Source organism: Lichenifustis flavocetrariae (assembly GCF_026130545.1).
GTDB lineage: Bacteria > Pseudomonadota > Alphaproteobacteria > Rhizobiales > Beijerinckiaceae > Lichenihabitans > Lichenihabitans flavocetrariae.
Genome location: NZ_JAMOIM010000096.1, coordinates 1 through 7,356, shown reverse-complemented (window position 1 = coordinate 7,356; position 7,356 = coordinate 1). Strand labels below are relative to the sequence as shown.

The following is a 7,356-nucleotide window of genomic DNA, read 5'->3' as shown; positions in this document are numbered from 1 at the left end:
ATCTCCGTGCCGGTGAACAGCACCCCGTCGGGCCCCGAGGTCTCGTTGTCGATCTTGCCGTCCTTCATCACCGCGCCTGCAAAGCTCCCGACGCGCCCAACGAAGGTGTTGCTCTTCGTGTCGAAGATATCGATCGCCTTGTTGCTCCGGTCAGCGAGGTAATAGAGGCCGCTCGCCTGATCGACAAAACTGATATCGAAGTTCTTGAGTGTCTGACCCGGAACGGCGATCGTGCCGATCTGTTTCAGGGTCGCGGCTCCGGCAGGCTTGATGAAGATCGTGGCGGCAACGATGGCAAGAGCGCAACCTGTTTGATATTTCATTGCTTCCTCCAAAAGATCGAGGCGGTTTGTGTTCCGCCTTCGCATTGTTCCACGCCGCTACTCACGGCAACGGCTCATTTGATCGGTTCTTCGTACAACGAGAACTGGCGAAGACTTGAGCGCCACTAGCTCAAAAAATCTATGATCTCCGCTCTGACGCCAGCCCTCTTTCTCACTGCGCCGCAGTGCGCGTCTTCGCGAGGAGTTCGATCAGCTTATCTTCAAAACCTTACAGCGTGCTCCCGAGATTGACCGACGGTCTGGAGAACACAAGCTGCCATCTAGAAAGTACGCTGATTTCCGTGCAGAGGGCAGCCCCGTTCGGGCTAAAAACGCCATAGAGCTGTCCCTTGGGAATGCGCAGGGTGACGCCACGCACGGCCGTCAGAGTACCGAAGCTTCCGGTCTGGTTATCGGCCTCGAGCGCAAAATCGATCACCGCGTCCGCCTCCAGCGGCGGAACGCTGCCCGCTGCCGCCACCTAAGTGGCTCTAAGGACAGCGCGCGACAACCATACTGAGTTCGCGCTCTCGTAGCTTTCCACCACATGGGAGCCTCCTTGAACGTTGGAATCTGTCGCAGGCGGCTGCTGACCGGCGCGGCCAACATTGACACTGTCTGAGGCGACCGGCATGGCGGCAAAGAGCAACGCTAAACGAAGCGTTCAGTACGATGCCTAAGATGCACCATATCGAGCGCCCGCTTCTTGGTCCGCCTCATTCGCACCTAAGTCAGCCGCCGCAATGTGGCACCGTCACATTCACAGGAAATCAAACATCATGACCAGCATATCCTCCTTGCCGCAGGCCGCCATCTCGACCTCTTCGTCGACCTCCGTCCCAGCTTCGGCTGCCGCGAAAGCGACCCGCGCTGCCGACGGGGACTACAAGACGAAGGGGGTCGGACACGAGGTGAAGGATGCCGACGGCGACTATAAGGCGACAAACACCACAGCGTTCGCTGCGTCCACGACAGCCAGTTCCACCCTAGCTGCGGTGACCTCGATGAAGCTCGGCGGCTGAGCCGACGGCCCACCGTTGCGGGCGGTGCTGTAGAGCCGATCGTCATCGACGGCGCTTTTCAATGCACTGCTCGGCGGAGCCGATGCCAGACGAAGACTCCAACTGCGAATATTATTGCGACGACGATCGCCAGGTCGAAACGGTGGAACGTGGCCCTGAGCATTGGGTCGCGGTCCCAGGCCTCGCCGAGGGTGGCGCAAGCATAGGCCCGGGCCAAGGCACCACAGCCAGGAACCGGCGAAGGTGTAGAGGTGGAAGCGCAGCGCCGGCATGCGCGCCATGCCGGCGGGCAACGCGATGAAAGTCCGCACGACTGGCAGCAGGCGCGCCACGAAGACGGCGAAGCCGCCACATCGGGCGGAGAACCGCTCGCTCCAGTCAAGATCCTCCGCGGTGAGAAGGACGAACCGACCGAAGCGTTCAACGGCGGGGCGGCCACCGCGTGCACCAACCAAATAGGCGATGCTTGAGCCGAGATTGCAGCCGAGCGCGCCGGCGGTCGCAAGCCCCACGATCCAGAAGCGACCGCTTGGGACGAGCGAGCCTGCGAAAGGCATGATGACTTCGGACGGTAGCGGGACGCAGGCGGACTCGATGGCCATCAAGAGCAGAACTCCCGCATAGCCTGTTGCAGCGATGAGGCTGGTGATCCCGGAAGCCAGGGCCGTCATCATGGTCTCGATCAGGGCGTTTACCTCTCGCCGGGTTCAATGGAGCTCGCGCTAGCACGGGTTCATGAGCGCTGAATGAGGGCCGCCGAAGCACTGTCGATGGTGAGGCTAAGGCTGCCCTCATTTCGGGACGATAGCTCAACGCCGCGCGGCTGAGTCGCCGAGCTACGCTTTCGGAGATCTCTCATCATGAAACGTCAATCGACGACCTCCATGTTCGCCACCGCCGCCGCTTTCGCTCTTGGTGCCGTGATCGGCCAACCTCTGCTGGCGGCAGTGCCAATTGCGGCGTCGCAGGCAATCATCGCTGCCGCTGGCCTGGGCGACCTGACCCCATATAGGACCATCGCGGCCGACGCTCTGGTGCTCGTCAACAAGGGTGACATCGTCGGCGCCCAGAAGCGCGGAACCGACCTCGAAACGGCCTGGGACAAGGCGGACGATACGATGAAACCCACCGGTCCCACCAGATGGCGTGTGGTCGAAAAGGCCGTCGACCGCGTTCTCAACGCCTTGCGGGCGCCCAAGCCACAGACGGCAGGCTGTGCCTCCGCCCTCACCGACCTGATCGGCACCATCGACAAAGGCGGCGCTGCTTGATCGCGCGCCGTCCGAGTCTCACTGGAGTGTCCCTGCCGGCGTTTGCGCTTGCCGTCGGTCTGACCGCGCTTACATCGTTTGCCAACGCAGCTGGCGACCAAGCGGAGCGTGACGCCTGCGAACCCGACGTCTTCCGCCTCTGCATGGCGGAAATTCCAGACGAGACGCGGATCGTCGCCTGCCTCAATGAGCGGTCCCATGACCTCAGTCCAGCATGCAGGCGCGTGATCGATCCTCCGCCCCGGAAGCGAGCGAAAGGCTGATCGGCGATAGATCATGCCGAGTGTCGAAGATGACGAGACCTGCTTCGCGCTTTCGCTGCGAGCAGGCCTCGTTTTCCAATCCGGGGTCGCCGGAGCCGGTGAACTGACCCCGACGGGTCAGGCGGCTACTTCAGCGTCATGCCGGCCTTGGGCAGCGCCTCGGCGATCACCTTGTGGCACGTGGCGTCATCGTCCTTCTTCATCGCGGCGACCGATTTTACGCTTGCGTCCTGCAGCGCCACCTTGCCGGCGGGCGTCAGGGTTGGCGATTTGAGCGCCGCCTCGAGCTTGATCATGTCGCTCTCGCAATCGGCGCGGGCCAGCGACGTCGCGCCGCCGAGCGCGAGGGTCGAGAGAGCGAGGACAAGAGACATTCGGAACATCGGTAGGTCTTCCTGGTGATGGCGGCGCGCCCTTGGAGGCGCATGGCCGCGGGCGCGCCCGTCCGGCCACGCGGGGTCTCACGATTGCGCCGCCTCGACGGTCACATGGTCGGCCTTGCTGATCGTGAGATAGACGACCACCGCCGCGATCACGGCGAGGAAGATCAGGCTGGTGTTGACGGTGCCCCATCCCCAACCGCCAGCCAGCTGCGGCTTGGCCAGGAGGTCGCCGGTCGAGGCGCCGAGCGGGCGCGTCAACACGTAGGCGGCCCAGAAGCAGAGGATCTCGTCGAGCTTGATGATGTAATAGGAGACCGCGACGGCGGCGATCATGGCTGCGAAAACCACAAGAGCCGCGCCATAGCCGAGGTCGAGCCGTTCGGCGAGCAGGTCGCCGACCGAGGTGCCGAGCGCGAAGGTGAACAAAATAGCGGCCCAGTAGAAGAGCTCGCGCTTGCGCGTCACGATCGAATGGATGGAAAGGGTGCCCTCGCTGCGGTACCAGGCCGCGAAGACGATCGACAGAATGATCGCGAAGACGACCGACGTTGTGACCAGGCTGATACCCATACCGTCGACCAGGTTGTCGGAGATCAGCGTCCCGACGACGCTGATGAGAACGACCGTGATCCAGTAGAGCGGCGCTCGGTAATCGTCGGCGCGCACCTGACACACCAGGGCCACCAGAAACACGCCCGTCATGATCCACGAGGTGACGGTAAGGCCGAGCCGAAGGTTCGTGGTGAGCAGATCGGCGCCCGTCTCGCCCACCGTCGTCGCGAGCACCTTGACGATCCAGAACCAGATGGTGACTTGCGGGACCTTGTTGAAGCGCGTCGGGGACGCGCTCGTTGCCGGGACCATGGAAATCGCCCACCGTTGCAACCGCTTGGCGAAGGCCGTGGCGGTCTGAGGATGGGCCGAGAGCTAATGCGGCAGACTTAGATGCCGATGAGCAAGGGTTCGAAGCGGCCACGGCGAGCGGCTCATTCTCTGCTAAGTCGCCCTGCCTACCGTCACCGGCAACACAACGCTCCGAGAGGACAAGGCCACTGATGCCGACGGCAAGCGCGAACCAGATGCTTTTCCATTGGCTGAGCGTCCCCGATCCGTCCGGGGCCACGCTGTTCTGGCTGTCGGCGCTGGCGCAGTGGCCCCTCTACAGCGTCCCTGTCATTCTCTTGAATTTGTGGCTGTTTGGCGAACGGGTCGACCGGGAGGCCGCCATTGTGGCCGGGACGACCGGGGTCCTCGCGCTGTTCATGGCGCACCTCGCGTCGGTTCTGATCGACCACCCGCGTCCCTTCATGGTGGGACTTGCGGCCAACGTGCTCGATCACCCGGCCGACAGTTCCTTCCCGAGCGACCATGCGACGCTGCTGTTCGCGCTCGCCGCCGGCTTCGCGTTTCGCCCCGTGCCACGGCTGCGCTGGCTTGGCGCCGCCCTGCTCCTGACTGGGCTTGCCGTGGGGTGGGCGCGCGTGGCGCTCGGCGTCCACTTTCCATTCGATATCCTGGGGGCTGGCACCATCGCCGGATTGTCCGAGGTTTTCGTGTCGGCGCGCGGCATGCGTCGACCCCTGGAAGTCTTGACGCGGATCGCAGAGGTGATCCGGGATCGGTTCCCCCTGCTGCCGGATCGTTGCAACGCAGATCACTCGACCTCGGCGAGCGGCGATGCGCGTCCTGCTCGTTGAAGACGACGCGATGATCGGCCGGAGCCTTCGCCAGGCGCTGCTGAATGAGGGTATGTCGGTCGACTGGACGATGAGCGGGTTGGACGGCGAGAATTCGGTACGGCTCGGCGCCTACGCGGCCATCTTGCTCGACCTTGGCCTGCCGGACACGACCGGATTCGACATCCTGCGGCGGCTACGGGCCGGCGGTGACCAGATCCCGATCATCGTCCTCACCGCGCGCGATGCCGTCGAAGACAGGATTGCCGGGCTGGACCTTGGCGCCGACGACTACATCGTCAAGCCGTTCGACGTACGCGAACTCATCGCCCGGATACGGGCCGTGATCCGCCGCCGCGCTGGAGCCGCGCAGCCCATGCTGCAGACATCGGCGTTGACCCTCGACCTCGGCAGTCACGAATTGGCTTTCGGACAAGAGAGGCGCATTCTTTCGGCACGCGAATTCGCGCTGATGCGCGCCCTCATGGAACGGCCGGGAACCATCCTGTCCCGCTCGCAGATCGAAGAGCGGATCTACGGCTGGGGCGAGGAGGTGGAAAGCAATGCCGTCGACGTGCTCATCCACTCGCTGCGGAAACGCTTCGGCAAGGACCTGATCAGCAACGTGCGTGGGGCGGGCTGGATGGTCATGAAGGGCTGAGATGCGGTCATTGCGACGCACGGCGCTGCTGTGGATGACCGGGCTCATCACGGGCGTCGGCCTGACGGGCGCCGTGATTGCCTATGCGCTGGCGCTGCGTGAGGCCAATGGCTTCATGGACGGACAGCTGCGCCAGATCGCGCTGAACGCCGGCCCCAGCCTGCGCGCGCAGGACGGGCCCGGCATCCACGACGACCCGGAAGACGACTTCGTGGTGCAGATCTGGGATGCCACCGGCATGAGTCTTCATGCTGTTCCGCCGGGTGTCGACATCCCGCGTGTCAATGGCTCCGGCCTGACCACGCTGAACGCACTGGGTGCTCGCTGGCGGGTCTTCGCATCGGGCGACGGGATCCGGAGCATCCAAGTGGCACAGCGCATGGAGGTGCGGCAGGAGATCGCCGAGAGCACGGCCCTCCAGGCGGCGGCGCCGATCCTGATCACGATTCCGATTGGCTGGCTGGTCGTCGGCTGGGCCATGGGCCGGGTCTTGGCCGACCTCCGGCGCCTTGCGACGGAGGTCGAGAGCCTGCCGGTAGAAAGCCGGGAACCAATCGATCTCGCGCGCGTGCCGGTGGAGGCGGCGCCGCTCGTGGTGGCGATGAACCGGCTCATCGAGCGGCTGCGCGCCACACTGACCCAACAGCGTAAGTTCCTTTCGGACGCCGCCCATGAATTGCGGACGCCGCTGACCGCTCTCAACCTACAAATCGTCAATATCGCCAATCCCGCGCGGTCGATCGCGCCCGAGGACATCGTCGACCTTCGGAACGGCGCCCGGCGCGCGGCAGCACTCGTCGATCAGTTGCTGCGCCTCGCCCGCTACGACGCCACCGCCGACATTCAAGCGTCCATTCCTCTCGACCTCAGGACCATCGTCCTTGCTGCCGTCGCTGACCACGTGGCCCTTGCGGAAAGCCGTTCGGTCGATCTCGGGGTGACGTCATCGGATACGGTCCCGCTGGTTGGTGATCCTCGCGACCTGCAGATCCTGTTTGGCAACCTCGTCGACAACGCGGTGAAATACACCCCCGCCGGTGGAACTGTGGACGTGGCGATCACGATTGGGCCCGAAAGCGGCTGCGAGGTCTCGATCAGCGACACAGGGCCAGGAATCGATCCGGCGCTGCTGGCCCGTGTCTTCGACCGCTTCTTTCGCGCGGCGCCGGCTGGGGTCGAAGGAACCGGTCTCGGCCTCGCCATCGGCAAGGCGATCGCCGAGCGGCATGGCCTGAAACTCAGCATCACGAACCGGACCGACAGAAGCGGCCTGCGGGTGAAGGTGTTTCCCAGAGGCGATTCATCTGCTGCGGCGAGGACAGTGAAGTAGGGTGCGGTCAAGTTTATTGAGTGGCGGCATACGATCCATGGGTGAACGACTGGCTTCAGGACGTTGTGAACTGCTGCCGAACGTCGTCTATGGGCGCCCTGCCGTCCGGCCGCTCTTCGGCTCATCCTGGCCGTAACCAGTCAGGCTGCCTTCCGACTCATGCGTTAGTCTTACTGCGTCACAAGGGTATTGAATCGTCTGGCGTGGTGTGACGCGCGAGGCAGCATGGACACCTTTGAAGGCTTCTGGCGAGAACTGCCGTGAGCCGTCGGCGCATGGATGCGATGGAGTTGGAGACGTGGCGTTCGGGTCGGACCGGGAGCGCCTCTGGGTCTGTGATGGGAGTGAATGGAAGATTGCCCGAGCCTCGGGGCGGGATCCGATCCTGAGGGGGAAATGGTCTCCCGTTCGGAGATCAAAAAGGCAT

9 protein-coding genes are annotated in these 7,356 nt (G+C 63.9%); 4 read left to right on the top strand and 5 right to left on the bottom strand.

Translation table 11 applies throughout. The features are described 5' to 3' along the window. From M8523_RS35385 to M8523_RS35375, 3 genes are all read right to left on the bottom strand, one after another. Positions 1–323 (bottom strand): hypothetical protein (locus tag M8523_RS35385; protein WP_282589496.1); only part of this gene is annotated, 323 nt, incomplete at its 3' end. A 229-nt stretch (positions 324–552) separates the two neighbouring features. Further along, positions 553–804, bottom strand: coding sequence for a P-loop NTPase family protein (locus M8523_RS35380; RefSeq protein ID WP_282589495.1), 252 nt, complete (start codon positions 802–804; stop codon positions 553–555). Positions 805–1,254: 450 nt separating this feature from the next. Continuing rightward, the gene (locus tag M8523_RS35375) at positions 1,255–2,019 is read right to left on the bottom strand and encodes a DedA family protein (protein ID WP_282589494.1); all 765 of its coding nucleotides are present in this window, start codon (positions 2,017–2,019) and stop codon (positions 1,255–1,257) included. A gap of 186 nt (positions 2,020–2,205) precedes the next feature. On the opposite strand from M8523_RS35375, the gene M8523_RS35370 reads away from it, so the two are divergent. After that, positions 2,206–2,616 carry a histidine kinase gene (locus M8523_RS35370; RefSeq protein ID WP_282589493.1) on the top strand — a complete coding sequence of 137 codons (411 nt, stop codon included), beginning with the start codon at positions 2,206–2,208 and terminating at the stop codon, positions 2,614–2,616. A gap of 388 nt (positions 2,617–3,004) precedes the next feature. Here the strand turns inward: M8523_RS35370 and M8523_RS35365 are convergent, their stop codons facing one another. Both M8523_RS35365 and M8523_RS35360 read right to left on the bottom strand, forming a co-directional pair. Further along, complete coding sequence (locus M8523_RS35365) at positions 3,005–3,253, bottom strand: hypothetical protein (RefSeq protein ID WP_282589492.1); 249 nt, start codon at positions 3,251–3,253, stop codon at positions 3,005–3,007. An 87-nt stretch (positions 3,254–3,340) separates the two neighbouring features. Then, complete coding sequence (locus M8523_RS35360; protein WP_282589491.1) at positions 3,341–4,126, bottom strand: COG4705 family protein; 786 nt, start codon at positions 4,124–4,126, stop codon at positions 3,341–3,343. 191 nt (positions 4,127–4,317) lie between these two features. Between M8523_RS35360 and M8523_RS35355 the strand changes: the two genes are divergently transcribed. Genes M8523_RS35355 through M8523_RS35345 form a run of 3 tightly spaced genes read left to right on the top strand, consistent with a single transcriptional unit; the run spans position 4,318 to position 6,929 of the window. After that, positions 4,318–4,959, top strand: a complete 642-nt coding sequence (locus M8523_RS35355; RefSeq protein ID WP_282589490.1) for an undecaprenyl-diphosphatase — start codon at positions 4,318–4,320, stop codon at positions 4,957–4,959. Continuing rightward, on the top strand, positions 4,940–5,599 hold the full coding sequence (locus M8523_RS35350; protein ID WP_282589489.1) for a response regulator transcription factor: 660 nt from the start codon (positions 4,940–4,942) through the stop codon (positions 5,597–5,599). Before M8523_RS35355 ends, M8523_RS35350 begins: the two co-directional genes overlap by 20 nt. Before the next feature lies 1 nt (position 5,600). After that, positions 5,601–6,929 (top strand): ATP-binding protein, encoded by a 1,329-nt coding sequence (locus tag M8523_RS35345; RefSeq protein WP_282589488.1) that lies wholly within the window; start codon positions 5,601–5,603, stop codon positions 6,927–6,929. Positions 6,930–7,356 lie beyond the last annotated feature (427 nt).

What these genes read in the sequence shown, in the direction of transcription:
- M8523_RS35375 (WP_282589494.1), bottom strand. Translation starts at nt 2,019, where the DNA reads ATGATGACGGCCCTGGCTTCCGGGATCACCAGCCTCATCGCTGCAACA.
- M8523_RS35345 (WP_282589488.1), top strand. Translation starts at nt 5,601, where the DNA reads ATGCGGTCATTGCGACGCACGGCGCTGCTGTGGATGACCGGGCTCATC.
- M8523_RS35370 (WP_282589493.1), top strand. Translation starts at nt 2,206, where the DNA reads ATGAAACGTCAATCGACGACCTCCATGTTCGCCACCGCCGCCGCTTTC.
- M8523_RS35360 (WP_282589491.1), bottom strand. Translation starts at nt 4,126, where the DNA reads ATGGTCCCGGCAACGAGCGCGTCCCCGACGCGCTTCAACAAGGTCCCG.
- M8523_RS35355 (WP_282589490.1), top strand. Translation starts at nt 4,318, where the DNA reads ATGCCGACGGCAAGCGCGAACCAGATGCTTTTCCATTGGCTGAGCGTC.
- M8523_RS35350 (WP_282589489.1), top strand. Translation starts at nt 4,940, where the DNA reads ATGCGCGTCCTGCTCGTTGAAGACGACGCGATGATCGGCCGGAGCCTT.
- M8523_RS35365 (WP_282589492.1), bottom strand. Translation starts at nt 3,253, where the DNA reads ATGTCTCTTGTCCTCGCTCTCTCGACCCTCGCGCTCGGCGGCGCGACG.